Source organism: Enterobacter sp. BIDMC 30 (assembly GCF_000534355.1).
In the GTDB taxonomy this organism is placed as follows: Bacteria; Pseudomonadota; Gammaproteobacteria; order Enterobacterales; family Enterobacteriaceae; genus Enterobacter; species Enterobacter ludwigii.
In genome coordinates, this window is record NZ_KI973169.1 from 3,039,843 (window position 1) to 3,062,327 (window position 22,485).

Sequence of the window (22,485 nt, forward strand, 5' to 3'; positions counted from 1 at the left end):
TCATGACGGCGGAAGGCCATCTGCTTTTTTCCATTGCGTGCGCAGTTTTTGCCAAAAACGCTGAACTTACCCCTGTGCTCGCACAGGGGGACTGGTGGCATATTGTCCCGTCCGCCGTGCTGACCTGTCTGCTGCCCGATATCGACCATCCAAAGTCATTCCTGGGACAGCGGCTAAAGTGGATATCAAAACCCATCGCCCGCGCGTTTGGTCACCGTGGGTTTACCCACAGCCTGCTGGCCGTATTCGGCCTGCTCACCCTTTTCTATTTAAAAGTCCCTGATAGCTGGATAGTGCCCGCCGATGCTATCCAGGGAATGGTGCTGGGTTATTTAAGCCATATCCTTGCCGATATGCTGACGCCTGCGGGCGTGCCGCTGCTCTGGCCATGCCGCTGGCGTTTCCGTTTGCCCATTCTTGCGCCGCAGAAAGGTAATCAGCTTGAGCGTGTGTTGTGTATGGCGCTCTTTGCCTACGCCGTCTGGATGCCGCAAACCTTGCCCGAAAACAGTGCAGTGCGCTGGTCATCCCAGATGATCAATTCGCTGCAATTTCAGTTTAATCGGTTCATTAATCACCAGATTGAACACTAAGCACACAAATTATTTCCATTTGTAATAACCCATTCCATTTGGATATAAGCACCACATCACACTTCTGATAATCTTGCGCCAACAGGATCGGTAAAAACCGACCGTATAATAAATCAGGAGAACGGGGATGAATTTTCCACTCATCGCGAACATTGTGGTGTTCGTTGTATTGCTATTGCTTCTCGCGCAGGCGCGCCACAAACAGTGGAGCCTCGCGAAGAAAGTGCTGGTTGGTCTGGCCATGGGTGTCGTGTTTGGTCTGGCGTTGCAGGCTATTTACGGCTCCGATAATCCAGTTCTGAAAGATTCTATTCAGTGGTTCAACATCGTCGGTAACGGCTATGTCCAGCTGCTGCAGATGATCGTTATGCCGCTGGTGTTTGCCTCTATTCTGAGCGCCGTTGCCCGTCTGCATAACGCCACCCAGTTGGGTAAAATCAGCTTCCTGACCATCGGTACGCTGCTGTTTACCACGCTGATTGCAGCTCTGGTCGGTGTGCTGGTCACCAACCTGTTCGGGCTGACCGCTGAAGGTCTGGTCCAGGGTACGGCTGAAACGGCGCGTCTTACGGCGATTCAGACCAACTACGTGGGTAAAGTCGCTGACCTGACGGTGCCACAGATGGTGCTCTCTTTCGTGCCGAAGAACCCGTTTGCTGACCTGACCGGTGCCAGCCCAACCTCCATTATCAGCGTGGTGATCTTTGCGGCCTTCCTCGGTGTGGCGGCGCTGAAGCTGCTGAAAGACGACGCGCCGAAAGGCGAGCGCGTGCTGGTGGCTATCGATACCCTGCAAAGCTGGGTAATGAAGCTGGTCCGTCTGGTGATGCAGTTGACCCCTTACGGTGTTCTGGCGCTGATGACCAAAGTGGTTGCCGGCTCTAACCTGCAGGACATCATTAAGCTGGGTAGCTTCGTCGTCGCCTCTTATCTGGGTCTGGGCATTATGTTCGTGGTGCACGGTATCCTGCTGGGCGTCAATGGCGTTAGCCCGCTGAAATACTTCCGTAAAGTGTGGCCGGTACTGACCTTTGCGTTCACCAGCCGTTCCAGCGCCGCGTCTATTCCGCTGAACGTTGAAGCGCAGACCCGTCGTCTGGGCGTACCGGAATCTATTGCCAGCTTCTCTGCCTCCTTTGGTGCCACCATTGGTCAGAACGGTTGCGCAGGTCTCTACCCTGCAATGCTGGCGGTAATGGTGGCTCCGACCGTGGGTATCAACCCACTGGATCCCGTTTGGATTGCCACGCTGGTCGGGATTGTTACCATCAGCTCCGCAGGCGTTGCGGGTGTTGGCGGTGGCGCAACCTTCGCCGCGCTGATTGTCCTGCCGGCCCTGGGTCTGCCGGTGACGCTGGTTGCCCTGCTGATCTCCGTTGAGCCGCTGATCGATATGGGTCGTACTGCGCTGAACGTGAGCGGTTCCATGACCGCCGGTACGTTGACCAGCCAGTGGCTGAAGCAGACCGATAAAACCATTCTGGAAAGTGAAGACGACGCTGAACTGGCGCACCGTTAATCACGGATGAATAAAAAAAACCGCCTGATGGCGGTTTTTTTTTGGCTGTTATTCTTCAATCTCTTCATCCTGGCGGACCTGGTTCGCCCATCGCTGGGCCGACTCCGGCCCCGAAAACGCGGGCGAACGGCGGAAGTGTTCTCCCATCAGAACAAACGCTACGTATTTACCGCGCAGTTGCCAGACATCACGAAAACCATCCACCTTCAGGGCGTGTTCGGGCGGCGCGGGTTCGACGCGGGGCACGTAGCTAATGACAGGGCGGTTTTGTTGACGAAAAGGTTTCATAAGCGACGGGTTCACTAAAGCACATTCTGGAAGCAGGAAAATTCTATGATAGCCGATCCTCCCCCCACGCGTCGCGCCCTGCATCGCTCTGATAGCGCATTCCTTAACCAGGTCATCTGAAAACTCTTAGTTCGCCCGCCCTTTCGCCACATTGTTCTATAGTTAACAAGGTTTTTAGCAATGGATAAAGGAGAAGCGTGCAATGTCGAACAAAGATAAAACACATCAATCACCCATTCATGGCACTGAAGAATCTCAACCAGGCATGGACTCTCTGGCCCCAGCGGACGGCTCTCACCGCCCGTCCCCCGGCCCTTCCGCACCTGGCGAACAGCCTACCGCGCCGGGAAGTATGAAATCCCCGGATACCGGAAACGAGAAGCTGAAATCCCTTGAGTCCCACCGTAAAGGCGGCGAAGGTTTTGCACTTACCACCAACCAGGGCGTGCGCATTGCTGACGATCAGAACTCGCTGCGTGCGGGAACGCGCGGACCGACCCTGCTGGAAGACTTTATTCTGCGGGAAAAAATCACCCATTTTGACCATGAACGTATACCTGAGCGCATCGTTCACGCGCGTGGCTCCGCGGCACACGGCTACTTCCAGCCCTACAAAAGCCTCAAAGAGATAACCAAAGCGGATTTCCTTTCCGATCCGGACAAAATCACACCGGTCTTTGTCCGCTTTTCAACCGTGCAGGGCGGCGCGGGTTCGGCAGATACCGTGCGTGATATCCGCGGCTTCGCCACCAAATTTTATACCGAAGAGGGTATTTTCGATCTCGTCGGCAATAACACCCCGGTGTTCTTCATTCAGGATGCGCATAAATTTCCTGACTTTGTCCATGCGGTAAAACCGGAGCCCCACTGGGCCATACCGCAGGGACAAAGTGCGCATGACACCTTCTGGGATTATGTCTCACTGCAGCCAGAAACGTTACACAACGTGATGTGGGCGATGTCAGACCGGGGCATTCCGCGCAGCTACCGCACGATGGAAGGGTTTGGTATTCATACCTTCAGGATGATCAACGCGGACGGGAAAGCCACATTCGTACGCTTCCACTGGAAGCCTGTGGCGGGCAAAGCCTCGCTGGTGTGGGATGAAGCCCAGAAGCTGACCGGGCGCGATCCGGACTTCCACCGTCGTGAGCTGTGGGAGTCGATTGAAGCCGGTGACTTCCCGGAATATGAACTGGGGTTACAGCTGATCCCGGAAGAGGATGAGTTTAACTTCGATTTCGACCTTCTTGACCCGACTAAGCTGATCCCAGAGGAGCTGGTGCCGGTTCAGCTGGTGGGTAAAATGGTGCTCAACCGTAACCCGGACAATTTCTTTGCCGAAAATGAGCAGGTCGCGTTCCACCCGGGGCATATCGTTCCGGGGCTGGATTTCACGAACGATCCCCTCCTGCAGGGGCGGTTGTTCTCCTATACCGATACGCAGATCAGTCGCCTTGGCGGGCCCAACTTCCACGAAATTCCGATTAACCGTCCAACCTGCCCGTACCACAATTTCCAGCGCGACGGGATGCATCGCCAGGATATCGATACCAATCCGGCTAACTATGAGCCGAACTCCATCAACGATAACTGGCCGCGCGAAACGCCGCCGGGACCGAAACGCGGTGGTTTTGAGTCGTACCAGGAGCGCATCGATGGCAATAAAATCCGCGAGCGCAGCCCGTCATTCGGCGAGTATTATGCCCAACCTCGCCTGTTCTGGAACAGCCAGACGCCGATCGAGCAACAGCACATTATCGGCGGCTTTAGCTTTGAACTGAGCAAAGTGGTGCGGACTTACATCCGCGAGCGCGTGGTCGATCAGCTCGCCCATATCGATATTCAGCTTGCCCAGAGCGTGGCGGATAACCTTGGCATTACGCTGACGGACGAGCAACGCAATGCGGTCCCACCGAAAGACGTTAACGGCCTGAAGAAAGATCCGTCCCTGAGTCTGTATGCGGTGCCGGGTGGCTCGATAAAGGGCCGGGTAGTGGCCATTCTGCTGAATGACAACACCCGTGCCAGCGACGTGCTGGGGATTATGCAGGCGCTGAAAACCAAAGGCGTTCACGCCAAACTGCTCTATTCCCGCATGGGGGAAGTGACCGCCGACGACGGTTCAGTGCTGCCGGTTGCGGCCACCTTTGCCGGAGCACCATCGCTCACCGTTGATGCGGTGATTGTGCCGTGCGGCGACATCGACAGTCTGCTGAACAATGGCGATGCGATTTATTATCTGCTGGAAGCCTATAAGCACCTGAAGCCGATCGCCCTGTCCGGCGATGCGCGACAGTTTAAAGCGCACCTGAAGGTGGCTGAGCAAGGTGAAGATGGCATTGTCGAAGGCGATAATGTCGATGATGCGTTTATGACGAAGCTGTTCGATCTGCTCGCAGCGCACCGTGTGTGGTCACGCAGCAGTAAGATTGATCGTATACCGGCATAAAAGAAAAGCCGGGTCTGGCTTTGCCCGACCCGGCGTTGATTGACATCGTTTACTCAGCCCGGCAGGCACCGCGCCTCCGGGCTATTTTCATACATCCTCAAAGGTGCCCAGACGGTACCCACGCTCGGCAATGGCGTATTTCAGCGATGCCGACGTCAGCACATCCAGTTCCGCCAGTCGCGGCCAGCAGTAGGCACTTTTACGCACAATGTTATCGACAAACGCAGGGTGTGCCATCACTTCCAGCGACCGTTCCCCGCGCGCGGCGGACTCATCCAGCACCTGCAGAAACAGCGCTTCGCTAATCTCGTCGCCGTAGAACGCGCTACTGAACCCGTCCGTTGTGGGCACAGAAGACAATGACAGCCCGTGCAGCGCCTGCACCTCACGATCCACGCGCATTGCCACGCCTTTGCGCTGTGCAAATTCCGCCACTGACGGGAAAAGTGCCGGGATCATATGCACGTGATGATGGCTGTCAATATGCGTGGGTTCACGGCCAAAGAGATCGACGAAACGGTTGAACTGACAGTCCAGCTCGCGGGTAATCTCCTCGAGCGGCAGCGTGCCCTGCTCTGCCTGCTCCCAAATCCATTTGCCCAGCTGTCCGTCCCGCGTCAGTCCCGGCATCGGTGAAAGGGGCATCCCGAGCGTCAATACAAAGTGCATGCCGACGCCCAGCGCTGGCACCTCGCGGCTGAGCTGCGCCGCGTGTTCAACCGCGTCACCATTAACCAGTGCCGTTGTTGAGGTCACCACACCCCGGCGGCAGGCTTCAATAATGCCGTAGTTTTGACCTTTTGAGAGACCAAAATCATCAGCATTGACGATCAGCAGGTTTTCCATCACACATCCTCTCAGTGCTGTTTGAATTTCAGCTTCTCAATCGTGGCGGCAAAATTAGGCAACCATTTTTCATGCGCCAGAATCATTTCGCTGGCCAGTTGCTCGGCATCGCGATCGGAATGGACCAGCGGGCTGAGATTGAGTGCCAGAAGAACGTCATTGAGTTCACCGCTCAGCGCCGCGTTGCTGGCTGCCACTTCAAACCCTTTGATGGTGTGGATCAACCCCATCACTTTGTCGTCAAAGTGGGTAATCCGTGGATGCGGCCTGGCGCCATCACGTCCCAGAATGCAGGTCATCTCAACGGCCCAGTCAGCCGGGATGTTGTCGATATGGCCGTGATGCGGCACATTGACGTAGTGCTCGGCCTGCTTGTCGTTGTAAATGGCGTTGATCACTTCGCACGCCGCATCGGAATAATACGCTCCGCCGCGCAGCTCAAGCTCTTTCGGTTTCACGTTCAGGTTCGGATCTTTATACAAATCAAACAGCTGCTTTTCAACTTTCTGCACCACCTGAGCGCGTGCGCCACCCTTATAGTACTCACCCATCTCGATGGCCAGCATCTCTTTCTGTTTGAAGTAGTAAAGCAGGTATGAGCAAGGCAGCAGATTAAGCGAGCGGATCAGCCCTTCGCTGAACGGCAGGTCAAAGATGTTTTTCACTGACGCAGCGGTCAGGCGTCCGGAGGCTACGCCGTCAAGCAGTTCGCTAAAGCGAGACTGACCATTCACGATGACATCTTTGATAAACACCATGTGGTTCAGGCCAAAGAGATCGATAGAAAGATCGTCGGTATCGGTCAACTCCAGCACATCGCTGATGAACATCTTCATGCCAATCGGAATATTACAGACGCCGATAAAGCGTTTGAAATCGGTGTGGCGATAGACCGCCTCGGTCACCATCCCGGCCGGGTTGGTGAAGTTAATCACCCACGCGTTGGGGCAGATCGCTTCCACATCGTTGATGATGTCAAAAATGACCGGAATGGTACGCAGCCCCTTGAACAGGCCACCCGCGCCGTTGGTCTCCTGCCCCAGATAGCCGTGGCTCAGTGGAATACGTTCATCCATTTCACGCGCTTTGAGCTGGCCGACGCGCAGCTGGGTCGTCACGAAGTCGGCATCCTGCAGCGCCAGGCGACGGTCGAGGGTTTTATGCACGGTCAATGGCACACCGGCTTTCGCGACCATCCGCTTGCAGAGCTCAAAAATGATATTCAGTTTCTCCTGACCTTCCTCAACGTCCACCAGCCATAATTCGCTGACCGGTAATTCATGATAACGTTTCAGGAAACCTTCGAGTAATTCCGGGGTATAACTGCTGCCGCCGCCAATGGTTACGACTTTTAATTTCTTCTGCATAATATCTCCCTTAGCATATCAGGTTAATCGCCTGCAAGGTGTAGCGTACTCTTCCCGCTCTGTGGGCAAGCAATCAAGGCAATATTTGTGGCGGGTAAATCCGCCGAAATTTAATTAATTACCGTCAGGTTCTTCCGGTAACTGTTCGGTGTGAACGAGGTCAATTTCTTAAAGGTCTTAATAAACAAACTGGGGCTACTGTAGCCTGACTCATAAGCAATATCGGTAACCGAGTAGTTGGTTATTTCCAGCTGTTTTTTAGCAAAATTAATGCGGATTTCATTAATAATTTGCACTGGCGTTTTACGATAATAACGCTGAGTTGCTCGGGTCAGATATTCCTGTGATTTACCGGACAAAGCGACCATATTTTCCAGCGCATTTTCGCTGAATTGCCCTTTATCGTGCATCAGTTCAACCGTACTGCGCAGCCACTGCGGAATATCATCGCTTACCTGCTGCTCTTCACGATGATGGCGCAGACGGTTCATCACATAAAACGTCACCGTTTCAATAAACTCATCAAATTCATTCTCGCGAAAGTTAAGCGAGGCGATAACCGTTTCAATCCAGGTCATGAACTCGTTTTTGATGCGATAGACCTGCGAGGCCACAAAGCAGAACGGCACCAGCGGCAGATAGTGTTTCTCAAAGAAGCGTCTGCTGACACCTACGTTAAGAATGCGGGTTGCACCAAATTCATAAAAGCTCTGGTGATGGGACCCCATCGGCAGGAAGACGAAATCTCCCCGCTCAAGCAGGACGCGCTTGCCGTTGATTTCCTGGTAGTAGCGACCGGTCAGAACAATCGTGAACTCATAGTAGTCATGCTGATGCAGACCGCTCGCGCTCTCCGTCTTGTTGTAAATAATCACGTGAAAATTTTTGCCATTAAACAGTTGCTGTTCAAGTGCGGTTTTTATTTCCATCGCGCTGACCTCCTGCTGCAAACTCTGCCTTACTGCATCTTCTCGTGAAGCTCAATTAACTCGGCCACCAGTTCACGTGCCAGCATCGACGTCATCAGATGATCCTGCGCATGCACCAGCACCAGACTGACCTTCATCTTGCCTTCACCCTGGTCGCTTTCGATAAGCTTTGTCTGCACCAGGTGCGCTTCGTTCAGCGCCGTACGGGACTGTGCCATCATGGTTTTCGCGGCTGCGAAATCACCCTGCTTGGCCTGTTTGAGCGCGGCATACGCCAGGCTACGCGCCTGCCCGGAATTGATGATAAGCCCCATCACCACCTCTTCCAGATCGTTCTCTGCGGTTTCTTCTGCGACAATACTGTCCAAATCTAACATTTTTAAGCTCCTTTTGGCTGGCGCGGGTTGCCCCGCGCCGTGCAATTTTAGAATTTCAGTGCGAGGGCGATATCCTCTTCGCTCTCTTCTTCATCGATAACGGTTGCAGCTTTGTTTGCTATCGCCACGAATGGCATATAGAGCAGTGTTGCAATCCCGAGGTTGAATATCGCCAGCAGGAAGGCAGCCACGCTACCGTTGGTGTTGAAGAACGCCCCCAGACCCGCCGGCATGGTCCACGGCGCAATGTTGGTGACGGGCGGGATAATGCCCAGGTAATAGGCCGTCAGGGTTATGGCCGCCAGCAGTGGCTGAACCAGAATGAACGGAATGAACATCACCGGGTTCATGATGATTGGCAGACCAAACAGAATCGGCTCGTTAATCTGGAAGATGCCTGACGGCAGTGCCAGCTTCGCAACCTGACGATGGTCAGCGCGACGAGAAACAATAAAGACCGCGATGATCAGACCCAGCGTCGCCCCGGTACCCCCCAGGAAGATATAAGAGTCGAGCATCGGCTTCGCCCACACATGGAAGGTTTTACCGGCTGCCAGCGCCGCGTCAACAGAGCCGTACTGCTGGTAAAGTGCAACGTTTTCCAGTGCCCATGGGGTCATGATACCGCTGTCCAGCGCCGCCAGTGCCAGTGAACCATGCACGCCAAAGAACCACAGCAGGGAGGTGAAAATCACATACGCCCAACCGACCACGCTACCCATTGACGCCAGCGGCGTTGAGATAGAGTCCATGATGATCTGGTGGAAGTTAGTGCCCCAATGAGAGAGCGCCCAGGCGATAATCCCCATGATGGAGAGAATAATGAAGCCTGGAATCAACGCGGAAAATGAACGAGAAACGGACGCCGGCACGCTATCCGGTAAACGGATAACCCAGTTGCGACGAATAATAAAGGTGAACATCTCCGCAACCACCAGACCGATAACGATACCGGAGATGATATTAGCGCCCCCCAGCCAGTTGGCCCCTACGGCATAGGCCTCACCGACGCTGTATGGCGTCACGGTCATAAAGGCGGCAATGGATAATAAACCTGCGGCCAGCGGATCCACTTTCCGCTCTTCCGCCAGTGCCATGCCAATAAAGAAAGGTGCCATCAGCGACATAATACCTAACGTACCGTTATATACGTTGCCGCCGATGGCTTTTAAACCATTAAGGGTTTCAATTGTGGAAGCGTCTAATCGAATTCCTAATGAATAAAAAAAGGAACCTTCACCAAAGCTCAGAAAAACGTTGTTAATTAAAACGAACATTGCCCCAGCCAGCGTCAACGGCATTAATCTAATAAAACCGTTTTTGATGGCATTAACGTGAGGCTGCTTTCCTATTTTAACAGCAAAAGGAAGGAGTACCTTTTCAAGTGAAGCGATGACTTTACTCATAGGAAAATACCCTTAAATGCCGCAACGCAGGTTACGGCGTATTGTGTGTGAAATAACTCTTTGACGGGAAAAATAAAAATTAATTAGCAGCTTTTTTAATGGCTGCAACAGCAGCTTTCAATACACCTAAACCATCAATCTTGCCGTACAATCCCGAATCGATCACTTCGACCGGTTTATTGGGTAACAGACGTTGAATTTCGGGTAACATATAGGCAATTTGCGGCCCCAGTAAAACGACGTCGGCTGTCTGGCCCTTTTCGCCCGCCAGCGTCTCCGGAAACGCTTCGATTACCACCGGGACTTCATACTTCTCAGCCTGAGCACGCATCTTTGACACCAGAAGCGAGGTTGACATGCCTGCTGAGCAGAACAGATAGATATGTTTCTTTTCCATAGTAACTTCCCTCTCGTATGACTACCTGCCATCGCGCTATCACTCGACTCGCTATCCTGGCAGACAGGTAGTTTGCTTACTGTTGTTTGTCGTTGGAGTGAGTATACGCAATGGTACAGACAGGAGATAATTCTGCACAGGGGCAAATTGTCTCTCATTGACCTGGCGTGTTGACTACCTTCACATTTCAGGCAAATAATTCGCGAGAAGAAATAAGATTTACGTATGTATAAAAAAACCGGCCCAACGGCCGGTTTGTTAACATACTCAGGCAAGAAGGGTTACTGCGCCTTAGGTGCCTGCGGATCGGTATCGTATTCAGTACAGGTCTGGTAACCGGAGTTGATCACATGACCGGTCTCATCCAACGCAACGAAGTAGGTCTCTGCCTTACCATCACGTTGACCCAGGATATAGGTCTGGCAGGTACCGCGTGCATGAATCATTGTCACTTCAGAAGAAGGCTTGCCGGCAATCGCAGCCACCTGCGAACGGGTCATGCCTTTTTTGACATCTTTCACTACGGGCTGTGTAAACTGATCTTTGGTGCGGTCGTAGGCCGTACACCCTGCCAGCATAGTCAGTACCGCCGCTGCGCTAAGAATTCCTGCTACGTTCTTGTTCATATTCCGTCCTCTTGTTTATCAGCGTGTTATCTAAGCATGGAATAAAAAGTACTATTGTTCAACTTTGTGAATTCCGCCAGACGAATTTCGGAAAATTCTAATAAAACAACGATAACCTGCTAAATCGCCGCAATTTAGCGCACTCGAAACTGTGATCCTTGTCGTTTCTCGTTCAAAGGGTTAGTTTTAACAGTTAACACAATCTGTTTATGTTCTGCATATGGAGGGCGTGATGGCTCTGCAACAAGAGATTATTCAGGCGCTGGGCGCAAAGCCCGCGGTAGACGCACAAGAAGAGATCCGCCGCAGCGTGGATTTTTTAAAGTCTTATTTAAAAACTCACTCGTTCCTGAAATCCCTGGTGCTGGGCATCAGCGGCGGTCAGGACTCTACCCTGGCCGGTAAACTCTGCCAGATGGCAATTTCAGAGCTCCGCGAAGAGACGGGTGATGACGCGCTGCAGTTTATTGCCGTGCGTCTTCCCTATGGCGTGCAGGCCGATGAACAGGATTGCCAGGATGCCATCGCCTTCATCCAGCCCGATCGCGTGCTCACCGTCAATATCAAAGGATCGGTGCTGGCCAGCGAGCAGGCGCTTCGCGAAGCAGGCATTGAGTTGAGCGATTTTGTCCGCGGCAATGAAAAAGCCCGTGAACGTATGAAAGCGCAATACAGCATTGCCGGGATGACCAAAGGCGTTGTGGTCGGTACCGACCATGCTGCAGAAGCCATCACGGGTTTCTTCACCAAGTATGGCGACGGCGGTACCGATATTAACCCGCTCTTCCGTCTGAACAAACGTCAGGGTAAGCAGCTGCTTGCCGCGCTGGGTTGCCCGGAGCACCTTTACAAGAAAGCGCCAACGGCAGATCTGGAAGACGATCGCCCCTCCCTGCCGGATGAAGCGGCCCTGGGTGTCACCTATGACAATATTGATGATTATCTGGAAGGCAAAAAACTGGATGAAGGTACCGCGAAGATCATTGAAAGCTGGTATCTGAAAACCGAGCACAAGCGTCGCCCACCGATCACCGTGTTCGATGATTTCTGGAAAAAGTGACACTCTGGCACCCTCTCTCTGGGGAGGGGGTGTTCGCCCGCACCGTCCGTTGCGCCATCCGGCTCTTTTTTAACCAAACCGGCTCTGCTACACTGTATGCCTGAACAGTATATGGAGTAGTATGTGAGCAGGCGTCAATCCGCCCCGCGTCTTGAGTTTGAAGCGGCGGCTATCTACGAATATCCCGAACATCTTCGCCCCTGGCTTGAGGAACTGCCTAAACAGCCGGGCGTGTATATCTTTCACGGTGAGAGTGACACCCTTCCGCTCTACATTGGCAAAAGCGTAAATATTCGCAGCCGGGTCATGTCTCATCTGCGTACGCCAGACGAGGCGGCAATGCTGCGCCAGTCGCGACGCATCACCTGGTTTCGTACCGCCGGAGAGATGGGCGCGCTCTTACTGGAAGCCCGGCTGATCAAAGAGCAACAGCCGCTGTTCAATAAGCGCCTGCGCCGCAACCGGCAGCTCTGCTCCCTGCAGATAAACGCCGGTAAGCCGCAGGTTGTCTACGCACGGGAAGTCGATTTTTCTCACGCCCCCAATCTCTACGGGCTGTTCGCAAATAAACGGGCGGCTCTGCAGGCTCTGCAAACGCTGGCCGATGAGTTACAGCTGTGCTACAGCCTGCTAGGCCTCGAAGCAACCACCCGCGGGCGTGCCTGTTTCCGCTCAGCGTTAAAGCGCTGCGCAGGGGCCTGCTGCGGGAAAGAAAGCATTGAGGAACACCACGCCCGGCTCCTTGCAGGGCTGGCGGCGCTTAGCGTTAACTGCTGGCCGTGGGAGGGTGCCGTTGCGCTAAAAGAAGTCGGTGACGCGATGACCCAGTATCACATCATCAATAACTGGCTCTGGCTGGGCGCTGTTGACGATGTAAACGATGCGGCAACCTTGCTGCGCACACCCGCCGGTTTCGACCACGATGGCTACAAAATTCTCTGCAAGCCCGTGTTAACCGGCAAGTATGAGGTCATTGAGCTTAGTGCCCCGGCAGCCAGTTAATTTCGCTGAATAATAAGGTGCCCTGAGCCTCCAGCAGGCGGAGAGTATGGACGCCCTCCTCCCAGCTGGCGCCCTGATCGGCCGTCAGCAACTTATCGCCAAGCTGCCACGCCCCGCTTAACACGAACGCGACGCCCCCGCGGGAGCCGAACGTGGTAAAGGTGCGGTCAGCGACACGCACTTTCGCCTGACAACGGTCACGCCGGGTCATGATGTTGAAATCCATCGACATCCGTCCTTCGGAAAGCAGCGCTTTCACCGGCTGATCGCCGGAAAAATGGTATGGCTGATGATGTTTCAGGGTATGGCAGAACGCCTGACCGGCATCCAGCGTTACCTCCCCCCCTTCAAGCAAGGTAATCACCCGGTCGACACCGGGAAAAGAGGAGAATTCGCCATTGCTGGCGATGGTCGCGATACTGGCACGCCAGTAAAAATCACGCGTTGCAGGCGGAAAACAACAAATTTCCCGCGTTTCGCCTGCGCCATTGCGCCAGAGGCTGACCGGCATCTTACGGATATCAAAGAACTCCATCACCACTCCTGAAAGGCACAACCTGTGCCAGGGCAAGGATATCGCTATCGTTGCTGTCTTGTTTGTTATCGTTGGGTTTTCACAGACACAGTATCGGCAGCAGAGCGGGCAGGCCTTAGCGGAACGTTAATAAAAATTATAACGCCATGACTCTGCAAACATTCTCTGAAGCGACTACAGGAGAATACCGCTCTGGCGGCGGCAGACAAGAGGGCAGGAAAGAAAAACCGCCGGTCCTGTCCACAGCGTTAGCGCTTTTGTGGACAGGATCCCGGCGGTCTTAAGATGTTGAACCGATTATTCGGTTGGTGCTGGCATTTTACCTTCCATTGCTGGACGTTCTGTCAGACGCTTCTCAAAATTGGCATTAAATTGTTTTTTCTGTTCCGGCGTCAGAATGTTGTAGATCTTGTTCTGGGTTTCCATATGCGCCAGCATGCGGGCTTTATGCTGCTCAGCCATTTTGTCGATCTGCGCTTCGGCTTTTGCTTTATCGAAGCTGTCGCTGGCGATGATGTCATGCATCGCGCGGCGTTCGTCCAGTGACGGACGTTTCATCTGGTCGCGCTGGCTTTTCATGATGTCGCGGACCTGCTGTTTCTGTGCATCCGTCAGGTTCAGATCTTTAAACATCATCATCTCGTGGTGCATACCCGGCTTGCCTTTATGATGCATCATCATTTTGCCTTCGACAGGCGCGGCAGTGGTGGTGGTCGCGGTATCTGCAGCGAACGCCATGCTGGTAGCGCCCAGAGCCAGGGTAGAAGCAACAAACAGTGCAGTAAACTTACGCATAATTTATTTCCTTACTTTCAGTTATTCTTCGGCGCTATGCCGTGTTGACGAGATTAACTTTACGGGGTTTATCGTCAATTAATCAGAGCAACAGTAAAACAATGAAAGTGTAAAAAACAAATTATCGCCAAATGTGGAGGAATTAAGGATAAAGGATGGAGAGTTGCAACGAAAATATTCAAAATGATGATTTTCAAAGCAATTTAAAAAAGTATAGCGAAGTGAAGACCAATAATAAAGCAATTCACCAGGAATATTCTGCAATAGTTGTCATTGCGCTTTAATCGCTAAGAAAAATATTTTGACGTTCCCCTCTCAGGCAATGAGAGGGGAGATGTTCAGGACACTTTTTCCAGCATCAGCCCGGCGCGCAGGCCAAACGCTACCGATGGATTTGGGAACAGAACATATTCAGTGGTTTTCTGCACCTCGTAACGCTCGTCGCCATCTTCCGCCAGCAGAACGCCTTTGCGAAAAGGGGTGAAGTTCAGCGTGTGGGCGGCCATATGCAGCCGGAAGGCCTCGCTGCGACGAGTGATCTGCTGTACGACCCGATAGCGCACAACAGTCTGTTCCGTTGGCTCGGGTGCCAATCCTCCGAGCAGCGCGCGAAGCGCAAGATGCGTTGGCGCGAAGCGCGTGAGATCGTTCTGGCCAAACGGTAGCGCTTTTCCCAGCTCCAGCGTGCAGGCCAGCGCGCCGAAATGCTCACAGGTGAAATGGGTAAATGTGCCCCCCGGCGACTGATGAAACACCAGAGCCTCCAGCCCGGCGTCGCCCAGCCAGCTCAGAAACGCCTCATCCCACGGCTGGTTACGCTGGGGCAGAACACCAAAGCGCACATGATAAGAGGCGCGAATTGCCGTATGCAGGTCGAGATGCCAGCGCACGGGACCGGCCGCGGCGAAAAATGTGGCAACCACGTGCTCAAGCCACTGCGCCCGCGACGTTTCATCGCCCGGCACAAACTGTGACCAGCGGCCGCCAAACATGCGGTTAAGGTCGCTCTCAAGATAACGTTTGTTTTGCGCCAGCGCAGGCGGGTTGCCAAGCACCACCAGCAGACGGCACTGCAGGGTGATATCTCCCCGATACAACGCGCGAAGCAGCAGGTCGACAATTTCAACCGGCGCGGTTTCATTACCATGGATGCCGGTTGAAAGCAGCAGCGATAACTCACTCTTCGCGGCCGGTGTCAGTTCAAGGACGCCGCGACCCAGCCACCGCCAGTGAAATGAGGGGCCCTCCCCCTCACGCTGTTCGGGGGTTTCATCGGCCAGTGTCAACGCCAGTAAATTTTCCATAGCCACTCCTTTAGCGCTGGAACGGATAAACCGATCCCAACTGCAGGATTGTTGTTAACGCGTCCAGTGCCTCACGCCCCTCACGCAGTAGCTGAGGGTCGACCAGATCGGCCTGCGTTAATCTGTCACGATAGTAGCGGTCCACCCAGTCATTCAGGGAGTTAAACAGCGTCTCATTCATCATCACGGCCGGATTAACAGCCTGCATTTCATTCTGCGTCAGCACTACGCGCAGGCGTAAACAGGCCGGACCGCCGCCGTTGGCCATGCTTTCGCGCAGGTCAAAGACGCGCAGTTCATCGATCGGGTTATCGGCTTTCACCAGTTCAGACAGATAACGCCACACTCCTTTATGGTTCTGCGACTCTTGCGGCAGCACCAGCATCATGCTGCCGTCCTCACGGCTCAACAGCTGGCTATTAAAGAGGTAAGTTTCAACCGCGTCCTGCACGCTGACCGCCTGGGTCGGCACCTGAATCGGCATAAACCCCGGCACCCGCTCATGCAGCGTAGCGAGCAGCTTCTCCTGATGGGCAAACGCCTGCTCATGGCAGAACAGCACCTGGCGGTTAGAGACGGCAATGACGTCATTGTGGAAAACCCCCTGGTCAATCACCTGCGGGTTCTGCTGAGCAAAAATCACCTGTGAGGGATTCACCTGGTTCAGCCGCGCGACGGCCTGGCTTGCCGCCAGCGTCTGACGGGCGGGATAACGGACAGGCGCCGAATGACCGCCCTCTTCTCGCCCGTAAATGAACAGCTGTACACCGGGATCGCCATAATCCCCCCCAAGACGGTTATGGTTTGCCGCTCCTTCATCCCCGAACATGGCCACCTGTGGCAATGCCTGATGGACCTCAAAGTGAGCCTCATGACGGAAAATCGCACGCAGAACGCGCTCGGTCGTCTCCGCTTCGGTAGCACGGTGGAATTTGTTATTCAGGTTCGCTACCGTTAAATGCACTTTGCCATCCAGCGTATCGGCCGACGGTGCAACGGTAGCAGCGTTTGCCACCCACATCGACGAGGCAGAACTCGCTGCTGAAAGCAGGTGCGGCGTCTGCGTACCCGCTTTTTCGATAACCTGCTCATCGCTGCCGCTAAAGCCGATCTGACGTAACACCGCCACGTTCGGGCGCTCCTGCGGCGGGATCACCGCCTGCGGGAAACCGGCATCCGACAGGGCTTTCATTTTCAGTAGCCCCTGCTTCGCCGCCAGTTTCGGGTTGGAGACCTGAAAACGGTGCTTCGTCGAGGCTTCATTACCAAACGAGAGGCCAGCATAGTGGTGCGTCAGCCCCACCAGCCCGTCAAAGTTGACTTCACGCGCTTTCATGACGATCCCCCTGAGTAAAATCCAGCCCCGGACTCAGCGTTTCCGGCAGCGTCAGCGCAGGCGTTTCCAGGCTCGCCATCGGCCACGCGCAGTAATCTGCGGCATACCATGCGCTGGCGCGGTGGTTACCCGAAGCGCCTACCCCGCCAAACGGTGCCGTACTCGCCGCACCGGTAAGCGGTTTATTCCAGTTCACAATCCCGGCGCGTGCTTCGAGCAGCAGCTGATCAAATTTCTCACGATGCGGGGAAATCAGACCGCTCGACAGGCCATAGCGGGTGTGATTGGCCATCTCAATGGCGCTGTCAAAATCGTCATAACGCCAGACGCAGAGCAGCGGGCCAAAGACCTCTTCATCCGGCACGTTGCGTGCGCCACTCATCTCAACAATGCCCGGCGTCAGGAGCGATGTTCCGGGCTTGATTTGCTTTGGCTCAAGCAGGGTTTTCGCCCCGCGCGCCACGTGATCCTGCCAGGCTTTCAGCACGTTCAGCGCGGCCTGCTCGGAAATCAGCCCCCCAATAAACGGCTGTGGGTCGGCATCCCACTGCGCAGGCACCAGACGCGCGCTGATTTCCACCAGCCGCGCGAGGAAGGCATCGCCCTGTGCACCCCGTTTCACCAGCAGACGACGCGCGCAGGTGCAGCGCTGTCCGGCGGTAATAAACGCTGACTGGAGGGTCAAATGCACCGCCGCGTCGATATCATCGGGATCTTCAACGATCAGCGGGTTGTTACCGCCCATCTCCAGCGCGAGAATTTTTTCCGGCTGCCCCGCCAGCTGGCGATGCAGTTGGTAGCCCGTTCCGGCGCTGCCGGTAAACAGCAGGCCGTCGATATCACTCAACGCACTCAGCGCCTGGCCGGTTTCACGTCCCCCCTGCACCAGATTGAGCACCCCGTGCGGCAGACCAGCCTGTTCCCAGAGCTTCACCACCACCTCACCGGTCAGTGGCGTTAACTCACTCGGCTTGAAAATCACGCTATTGCCCGCCAGCAGCGCGGGCACGATATGCCCGTTCGGCAGATGCCCCGGGAAGTTATAAGGGCCAAATACCGCCAGCACGCCGTGCGGACGGTGGCGCAGCGTGGCCGCGCCGTCAGGCATATCGGTATGTTGCTCGCCGGTACGGGTATGGTACGCCTTCACCGAAATGGCGATTTTATTGATCATCGCCGTCACTTCCGTGGCCGCCTCCCAGCGCGGCTTGCTGGTTTCCTGAGCGATAACGCGCGTCAATTCGGCTTTATTGGCCTCCAGCAGTGATGCAAATTTCTCGACAATTCCCTGACGTACGGAGAACGATTGTTTCGCCCATCCCGGGAAGGCGCGACGGGCGGCGTGACAGGCCTGTTCGACCTGCCCGGCGCTGGCATCATTTCCCTTCCAGAGCACTTCTTGTCCGACCGGATTGGTCTTTATGCGCGGCTCGCCTTCGCCCGTGACCCAGTCACCGTTGATCCATAAAGTCATGCTGTTTTCTCCTCAGGGCAGAGACGCACCAGGCGAACCGTGTCGCCGGCGTTACATTTCAGGGCATCCAGTTGCGCGGCCGTCAGCACCAGACGTTCACTTTTCGGGTTGGTTCGCACCAGCATGGCGCGGAAATTGTTGTACTGCTCGTTAGCCACCAGACATGCCGGCCACTCACCCGGTGCAGGCTGGCCTTCGGAAACCTCAACCAGCCGGCTTTTACGGATCGCGCGCACGCGGTCGATATCGCACTCCAGGGTTGGTCCGCCGTCAAAGATGTCCACATAGTTACGGTAGCGGAAACCCTCTTTTTCCAGCACAGCCCGGGCCGGCGCGGTTTGCGGGTGCACTTCGCCAATCACCGCCTGCGCCTGGGGGCTTAAGAAATGGGTATAGATGGGGTGTTTCGGCATCAGTTCGGCGATAAACGCTTTCTGCCCGGTGCCGCACAGATAGTCCGCCCGGCTGAACTCCATCGAGAAGAAGCGCTCGCCGAGGCTCTCCCAGAAAGGTGAATAGCCGGTGTCGTCGATCACGCCACGCATCTCGGCGACGACCTTTTCGTTAAAACGATCGCGGAACGCGGCCATAAACATGAAGCGCGACTTGGAGAGCAGATAACCGTTGCCCTCTTTTCGCCACGCAGGATCGAGGAACAGCGTGCAAAGCTCGCTGGCTCCCGTGTGGTCATTACAGAGAAAAAGCGTGGGCAGCGCGTTATAGACGTTCAGCTCTTTTGAGGCGTGAACCATCGTACCGACACGATAGTTGTACCACGGGTCGTTAAGCCCGACGGCCACTTCGATTGCGCAAATGCCGGCCACGGTACCGGTGTCGGTATCTTCGAGAACGAACACATAACCCTGTTCGCTTTTTGGCAACGTCCCCTGCCAGGTTTGCAGGGCGCGCTCAATGCGCGCCGACAGCGTTTTTTCATCGGCAGGAAGCGAGGTCAGCCCGCCTCCCGTCTTACCGGCAAGCTGCATGAGCCCGGCGATATCGCCGCGCTCAACGGGACGGATGACCATCATGATGACACCCCGGACTTCACATGTTCACAGGCCAGTGCAAAACGGTCTAAACCGGTTCTCACCTCTTCCTCGCTGACAATCAGCGCAGGGGCAAAACGCACCACGTTGGCACCGGCAATCAGTACCATCACGCCCATTTTTGCCGCTTCCTGTGAAATAAGTTTAGCTTTTCCGGCAAACTCAGGTGTGAGTTCGCAGCCAATTAACAGACCCAGACCGCGGATCTCTTTAAACAGTCCCGTCTTGCTGTTGATGGCGTTCAGGCGCTCAACAAACCAGTCATGACGTTGTTTAACGCCCTTGAGCACTTCCGGCGTGTTAATGATGTCGAGAACCTGCCCGGCCACGGCGGTAGCCAGCGGGTTACCACCGTATGTTGTACCATGCGTACCCACGGTCATTACGCTGGCGAATTTATCAGTGGTCAGCATGGCGCCAATCGGGAAGCCACCGCCCAGCGCTTTCGCCGTAGAGAGCACGTCCGGCGTTACGCCGTAGTGCATATAGGCATACAGCTCACCGGTACGCCCCACACCCGTCTGGACTTCATCGAAAATCAGCACCGCGTGATGACGATCGCACAGCTCACGCAGCCCCTGCAGGAACGCTTTTTGCGCCGGAAGGACCCCGCCCTCACCCTGCATAGGTTCGACGATCACCGCACAGGTGGTGTCGTTGATAAGCTCGCTGGCGGACTGCAGATCGTTATACACGCCGTGACGAATATCCGGCGGCAGTGGCGCAAAATCCTGTGAGTATGACGGCTGACCGCCGGCGCTGACGGTAAAGAGCGTGCGGCCGTGGAACGCGTTTTTAAACGCCACAATGCCGCTCTTATGAACGCCAAATTTATCGTGTGCATATTTGCGTGCCAGCTTCAGGGCAGCTTCGTTTGCTTCCGCACCTGAGTTACAGAAAAAGACTTTTTCGGCAAATGTTGCGTCGATCAGTTTTTTCGCCAGTCGCAGAGCGGGCTCGTTGGTAAAACCGTTACCGGTATGCCAGAACTTCGCCGCCTGGTCGTTCAACGCCTGACGCAGTGCCGGGTGCGCGTGACCCAGCGCGTTTACCGCAATCCCGCCTGCAAAGTCGATATACTCTTTGCCCTGTTGATCCCACAGGCGTGAGCCTTCCCCCCGTACCGGAATAAAAGCCGCCGGAGCGTAAACCGGCATCATCCATTCATCGAAATTTTCACGCGTAATTGACAGAGACATAGCGACCTCATCCGGTAAATAAAAGGTTATTTAGATGTTAAATAATTGAGTGTTTGCACTGTGAATGTAGATTGCAGCCTTCGTGCCAGCCAGCGATAAAAATGCATAAACGGGTTAGGGTTACAGAATATCAATAAGTTACGATATGGAGTTATTCACTGTTATTGCATAAAAAGTGAATATTTTTACGACAAGCGGCGCTTTGCCGCACGAAAATAAGAAAGAGTATGCAGAAGCCAAATATAATTCTGGAATTGTGATCGCTCGCGAAATTTATCGGTTCTTTACGCCCTGTTGGGGGGCAATGCGCGTCAGAATGGTGCAAATATTGCACCGTTGGCATGATCTGTCGCAGTTATTGGTCGAACCCCGTAACAGATGACGCAAATTCTGCTACCATCCATGCACTATTCACCTTGCATTGGCAGCGACTATGAAATTTGTCTCTTTTAATATCAACGGCCTGCGTGCCCGCCCTCACCAGCTTGAAGCAATTGTTGAGCAACATCAGCCAGATGTGATCGGCCTGCAGGAGACAAAAGTTCACGACGATATGTTCCCCCTCGAAGAGGTGGCGAAGCTCGGTTACAACGTCTTCTATCACGGACAGAAAGGTCACTATGGCGTGGCGCTGCTGACCAAAGAGACGCCGGTTTCCGTACGTCGTGGCTTCCCGGGCGATGATGGCGAAGCGCAGCGTCGCATCATCATGGCGGAAATTCCTTCACCACTTGGCAATATCACGGTGATTAACGGGTATTTCCCGCAGGGTGAGAGCCGCGACCATGAGACAAAATTCCCGGCCAAAGCAAAGTTTTATCAGGATCTGCAGGATTACCTGACCACCGAACTGAAAAAAGAGAATCCGGTGCTGATCATGGGCGACATGAATATCAGCCCGACCGATCTCGATATCGGCATTGGAGAAGAGAACCGCAAACGCTGGTTGCGTACCGGTAAATGTTCTTTCCTGCCGGAAGAACGCGAGTGGATGGAACGCCTGCTCGGCTGGGGTCTGGTTGATACTTTCCGCACCGCCAACCCGGAAACGCAGGATCGCTTCTCGTGGTTTGACTACCGCTCAAAAGGCTTTGATGACAACCGCGGTCTGCGTATAGACCTGCTGCTGGCCAGCCCGCCGCTGGCGGAACGCTGCATCGAAACCGGCATCGACTACGATATCCGCAGCATGGAAAAACCGTCTGACCATGCGCCGGTCTGGGCGAAATTCAAACTGTAACCTCGTGTGAACACGCAAAAAATACTCCTGATGTGCGCCCTTCTGGGCGCATTTGTTCTGACCTTCGTCTTTCTTCCGCCGGGGACGCTCTCCCTGGAAACCATCAAAACGCACCAGCAGTCGCTCCTCTCGCACGTGGAACAGGCGCCGTGGCAAAGCGCGTTTTTCTTTTTCGCCCTCTACGTGTTGGTCTCCGCCCTGTCGATACCCGGTGCGGCGATACTGACGCTGCTGGCGGGAGCGCTGTTTACGCTGTGGGAAGGCACCCTGCTGGTCTCGTTTGCTTCTACCCTCGGCGCCACGCTGGCGATGCTTGCCAGCCGTTATCTGCTGCGCGACTGGGTACAGCGGCGATTCACATCACAGATGAATACGGTGAACGCCGGTATGGCGCGGGACGGTGCAGGGTATCTTTTTGCCCTGCGTCTGATGCCCTTGTTCCCGTTTTTTCTGGTGAATCTGCTCATGGGGCTGACACGTATTGCGGTCAGTCGCTACTGGTGGGTGAGCCAGGTCGCCATGCTGCCTGCAACCATTATCTTTCTGAACGCCGGACGCGCGCTGGGGAAAGTGAATTCGCTTCGCGATATTTTATCGCCGGGACTGATATTCGCCTTTACACTACTGGGGTTATTGCCGCTGGCGACGCGCTGGCTGTTTTCCCGGTTTACCCCTTCATCAAAAAAGTGAG

General features: G+C 54.7%; 22 protein-coding genes. 7 read left to right on the forward strand and 15 right to left on the reverse strand.

Annotated elements, in window-relative coordinates; genetic code table 11:
• Positions 1-2 precede the first annotated feature (2 nt).
• On the forward strand, positions 3-593 hold the full coding sequence (locus L466_RS08015; protein ID WP_032681210.1) for a metal-dependent hydrolase: 591 nt from the start codon (positions 3-5) through the stop codon (positions 591-593).
• A 127-nt stretch (positions 594-720) separates the two neighbouring features.
• Positions 721-2,112, forward strand: coding sequence for an L-cystine transporter (locus L466_RS08010; RefSeq protein WP_014169681.1), 1,392 nt, complete (start codon positions 721-723; stop codon positions 2,110-2,112).
• Between the two features lie 48 nt (positions 2,113-2,160).
• Here the strand turns inward: L466_RS08010 and cedA are convergent, their stop codons facing one another.
• Positions 2,161-2,415, reverse strand: coding sequence for a cell division activator CedA (gene cedA, locus L466_RS0122575; RefSeq protein WP_071605472.1), 255 nt, complete (start codon positions 2,413-2,415; stop codon positions 2,161-2,163).
• 187 nt (positions 2,416-2,602) lie between these two features.
• On the opposite strand from cedA, the gene katE reads away from it, so the two are divergent.
• Positions 2,603-4,852 carry a catalase HPII gene (gene katE / locus L466_RS08005; protein WP_032681211.1) on the forward strand — a complete coding sequence of 750 codons (2,250 nt, stop codon included), beginning with the start codon at positions 2,603-2,605 and terminating at the stop codon, positions 4,850-4,852.
• A gap of 87 nt (positions 4,853-4,939) precedes the next feature.
• On the opposite strand, the gene chbG is transcribed toward katE, so the two are convergent.
• The 7 genes from chbG to osmE all read right to left on the reverse strand — a co-directional run bounded on the left by chbG (position 4,940) and on the right by osmE (position 10,800).
• The gene (gene chbG, locus L466_RS08000; protein ID WP_032677967.1) at positions 4,940-5,698 is read right to left on the reverse strand and encodes a chitin disaccharide deacetylase; all 759 of its coding nucleotides are present in this window, start codon (positions 5,696-5,698) and stop codon (positions 4,940-4,942) included.
• Between the two features lie 11 nt (positions 5,699-5,709).
• A complete protein-coding gene (locus tag L466_RS07995; RefSeq protein ID WP_032681212.1) occupies positions 5,710-7,065 on the reverse strand; it encodes a 6-phospho-beta-glucosidase in 1,356 nt (451 codons plus the stop codon).
• A 110-nt stretch (positions 7,066-7,175) separates the two neighbouring features.
• Positions 7,176-8,015, reverse strand: a complete 840-nt coding sequence (chbR, locus tag L466_RS07990; RefSeq protein ID WP_014169676.1) for a transcriptional regulator ChbR — start codon at positions 8,013-8,015, stop codon at positions 7,176-7,178.
• Positions 8,016-8,023: 8 nt separating this feature from the next.
• Entirely contained in the window at positions 8,024-8,371 is a 348-nt protein-coding gene (chbA, locus tag L466_RS07985) for a PTS N,N'-diacetylchitobiose transporter subunit IIA (RefSeq protein ID WP_032681213.1), read from the reverse strand.
• Between the two features lie 47 nt (positions 8,372-8,418).
• Positions 8,419-9,777, reverse strand: a complete 1,359-nt coding sequence (gene chbC / locus L466_RS07980) for a PTS N,N'-diacetylchitobiose transporter subunit IIC (protein ID WP_014169674.1) — start codon at positions 9,775-9,777, stop codon at positions 8,419-8,421.
• A 79-nt stretch (positions 9,778-9,856) separates the two neighbouring features.
• Positions 9,857-10,174 (reverse strand): PTS N,N'-diacetylchitobiose transporter subunit IIB, encoded by a 318-nt coding sequence (chbB, locus tag L466_RS07975; RefSeq protein WP_008500676.1) that lies wholly within the window; start codon positions 10,172-10,174, stop codon positions 9,857-9,859.
• 281 nt (positions 10,175-10,455) lie between these two features.
• Positions 10,456-10,800, reverse strand: a complete 345-nt coding sequence (gene osmE, locus L466_RS07970; protein WP_014169673.1) for an osmotically-inducible lipoprotein OsmE — start codon at positions 10,798-10,800, stop codon at positions 10,456-10,458.
• A 232-nt stretch (positions 10,801-11,032) separates the two neighbouring features.
• On the opposite strand from osmE, the gene nadE reads away from it, so the two are divergent.
• Complete coding sequence (gene nadE, locus L466_RS07965) at positions 11,033-11,860, forward strand: ammonia-dependent NAD(+) synthetase (protein WP_020884418.1); 828 nt, start codon at positions 11,033-11,035, stop codon at positions 11,858-11,860.
• A 123-nt stretch (positions 11,861-11,983) separates the two neighbouring features.
• Complete coding sequence (cho, locus tag L466_RS07960; protein ID WP_014169671.1) at positions 11,984-12,862, forward strand: excinuclease Cho; 879 nt, start codon at positions 11,984-11,986, stop codon at positions 12,860-12,862.
• Here cho and ves read toward each other — a convergent pair.
• The 7 genes from ves to L466_RS07925 all read right to left on the reverse strand — a co-directional run bounded on the left by ves (position 12,840) and on the right by L466_RS07925 (position 20,554).
• A complete protein-coding gene (ves, locus tag L466_RS07955; RefSeq protein WP_020884419.1) occupies positions 12,840-13,397 on the reverse strand; it encodes an environmental stress-induced protein Ves in 558 nt (185 codons plus the stop codon). The two genes, cho and ves, sit on opposite strands and share 23 nt — an antisense overlap.
• Positions 13,398-13,694: 297 nt before the next feature.
• Complete coding sequence (spy, locus tag L466_RS07950; RefSeq protein WP_020884420.1) at positions 13,695-14,192, reverse strand: ATP-independent periplasmic protein-refolding chaperone Spy; 498 nt, start codon at positions 14,190-14,192, stop codon at positions 13,695-13,697.
• Between the two features lie 338 nt (positions 14,193-14,530).
• Positions 14,531-15,496 (reverse strand): succinylglutamate desuccinylase, encoded by a 966-nt coding sequence (gene astE, locus L466_RS07945; protein ID WP_032681214.1) that lies wholly within the window; start codon positions 15,494-15,496, stop codon positions 14,531-14,533.
• Between the two features lie 10 nt (positions 15,497-15,506).
• Positions 15,507-16,832, reverse strand: coding sequence for an N-succinylarginine dihydrolase (astB, locus tag L466_RS07940; protein ID WP_032681215.1), 1,326 nt, complete (start codon positions 16,830-16,832; stop codon positions 15,507-15,509).
• Positions 16,819-18,306 (reverse strand): succinylglutamate-semialdehyde dehydrogenase, encoded by a 1,488-nt coding sequence (gene astD, locus L466_RS07935; RefSeq protein WP_032681217.1) that lies wholly within the window; start codon positions 18,304-18,306, stop codon positions 16,819-16,821. The genes astB and astD overlap by 14 nt, the downstream gene beginning before the upstream one ends.
• Positions 18,303-19,337, reverse strand: coding sequence for an arginine N-succinyltransferase (gene astA / locus L466_RS07930; protein WP_014169664.1), 1,035 nt, complete (start codon positions 19,335-19,337; stop codon positions 18,303-18,305). The genes astD and astA overlap by 4 nt, the downstream gene beginning before the upstream one ends.
• Entirely contained in the window at positions 19,334-20,554 is a 1,221-nt protein-coding gene (locus L466_RS07925; RefSeq protein ID WP_014169663.1) for a succinylornithine/acetylornithine transaminase, read from the reverse strand. Before L466_RS07925 ends, astA begins: the two co-directional genes overlap by 4 nt.
• A 433-nt stretch (positions 20,555-20,987) precedes the next feature.
• Here L466_RS07925 and xthA point away from each other — a divergent pair, with 433 nt between their 5' ends.
• Both xthA and L466_RS07915 read left to right on the forward strand, forming a co-directional pair.
• Complete coding sequence (gene xthA / locus L466_RS07920; RefSeq protein ID WP_020884424.1) at positions 20,988-21,794, forward strand: exodeoxyribonuclease III; 807 nt, start codon at positions 20,988-20,990, stop codon at positions 21,792-21,794.
• 6 nt (positions 21,795-21,800) lie between these two features.
• Positions 21,801-22,484 (forward strand): TVP38/TMEM64 family protein, encoded by a 684-nt coding sequence (locus L466_RS07915; RefSeq protein WP_025204411.1) that lies wholly within the window; start codon positions 21,801-21,803, stop codon positions 22,482-22,484.
• Position 22,485: the final 1 nt, after the last annotated feature.

Coding starts and splice junctions, on each gene's coding strand:
- L466_RS08015 (WP_032681210.1), top strand. CDS start 3: ATGACGGCGGAAGGCCATCTGCTTTTTTCCATTGCGTGCGCAGTTTTT.
- L466_RS08010 (WP_014169681.1), top strand. CDS start 721: ATGAATTTTCCACTCATCGCGAACATTGTGGTGTTCGTTGTATTGCTA.
- katE (WP_032681211.1), top strand. CDS start 2,603: ATGTCGAACAAAGATAAAACACATCAATCACCCATTCATGGCACTGAA.
- chbG (WP_032677967.1), bottom strand. CDS start 5,698: ATGGAAAACCTGCTGATCGTCAATGCTGATGATTTTGGTCTCTCAAAA.
- L466_RS07995 (WP_032681212.1), bottom strand. CDS start 7,065: ATGCAGAAGAAATTAAAAGTCGTAACCATTGGCGGCGGCAGCAGTTAT.
- chbA (WP_032681213.1), bottom strand. CDS start 8,371: ATGTTAGATTTGGACAGTATTGTCGCAGAAGAAACCGCAGAGAACGAT.
- chbC (WP_014169674.1), bottom strand. CDS start 9,777: ATGAGTAAAGTCATCGCTTCACTTGAAAAGGTACTCCTTCCTTTTGCT.
- chbB (WP_008500676.1), bottom strand. CDS start 10,174: ATGGAAAAGAAACATATCTATCTGTTCTGCTCAGCAGGCATGTCAACC.
- osmE (WP_014169673.1), bottom strand. CDS start 10,800: ATGAACAAGAACGTAGCAGGAATTCTTAGCGCAGCGGCGGTACTGACT.
- nadE (WP_020884418.1), top strand. CDS start 11,033: ATGGCTCTGCAACAAGAGATTATTCAGGCGCTGGGCGCAAAGCCCGCG.
- ves (WP_020884419.1), bottom strand. CDS start 13,397: ATGGAGTTCTTTGATATCCGTAAGATGCCGGTCAGCCTCTGGCGCAAT.
- spy (WP_020884420.1), bottom strand. CDS start 14,192: ATGCGTAAGTTTACTGCACTGTTTGTTGCTTCTACCCTGGCTCTGGGC.
- astE (WP_032681214.1), bottom strand. CDS start 15,496: ATGGAAAATTTACTGGCGTTGACACTGGCCGATGAAACCCCCGAACAG.
- astB (WP_032681215.1), bottom strand. CDS start 16,832: ATGAAAGCGCGTGAAGTCAACTTTGACGGGCTGGTGGGGCTGACGCAC.
- astD (WP_032681217.1), bottom strand. CDS start 18,306: ATGACTTTATGGATCAACGGTGACTGGGTCACGGGCGAAGGCGAGCCG.
- astA (WP_014169664.1), bottom strand. CDS start 19,337: ATGATGGTCATCCGTCCCGTTGAGCGCGGCGATATCGCCGGGCTCATG.
- L466_RS07925 (WP_014169663.1), bottom strand. CDS start 20,554: ATGTCTCTGTCAATTACGCGTGAAAATTTCGATGAATGGATGATGCCG.
- xthA (WP_020884424.1), top strand. CDS start 20,988: ATGAAATTTGTCTCTTTTAATATCAACGGCCTGCGTGCCCGCCCTCAC.